The sequence below is a fragment of the Priestia sp. SIMBA_032 genome (genome assembly GCF_046535215.1).
In the GTDB taxonomy this organism is placed as follows: domain Bacteria; phylum Bacillota; class Bacilli; order Bacillales; family Bacillaceae_H; genus Priestia; species Priestia aryabhattai.
In genome coordinates this window covers 1-248 of record NZ_JAWRXD010001271.1, presented here as the reverse complement: position 1 = coordinate 248, position 248 = coordinate 1, and the positions used below count along the sequence as shown (strand labels likewise).

Annotated in this window: 1 protein-coding gene; it reads left to right on the top strand. The window is 52.8% G+C overall.

Annotated features, from left to right (window positions below):
• Positions 1 to 198: hypothetical protein (locus tag SB717_RS38415; protein WP_410908456.1), on the top strand; the 198-nt coding region annotated here is incomplete at its 5' end.
• Positions 199 to 248: the final 50 nt, after the last annotated feature.

Sequence of the window (248 nt, the reverse complement as noted above, 5' to 3'; positions counted from 1 at the left end):
CACCAAGAGCCGCACAAAATGACTTGCTTCCAACCTGCTACAAAAGCCAGGCCGGCCAAATTATGTCGGAGATTCGGCGACCTTGGTGATCGCTCAGAGCAGCTATCTGGCCGAAGACCAACGTGTTCAACGAACTGTTCTTTCGTTTTGGCTAACTGGAGCAGGCCTGCAAGCATGCGCTACGAAAGGTCTCGCTGAACTTGAAGCTTCCGCGCAGTTCCTGCACACCCATTGAATGCTTTGTGGTG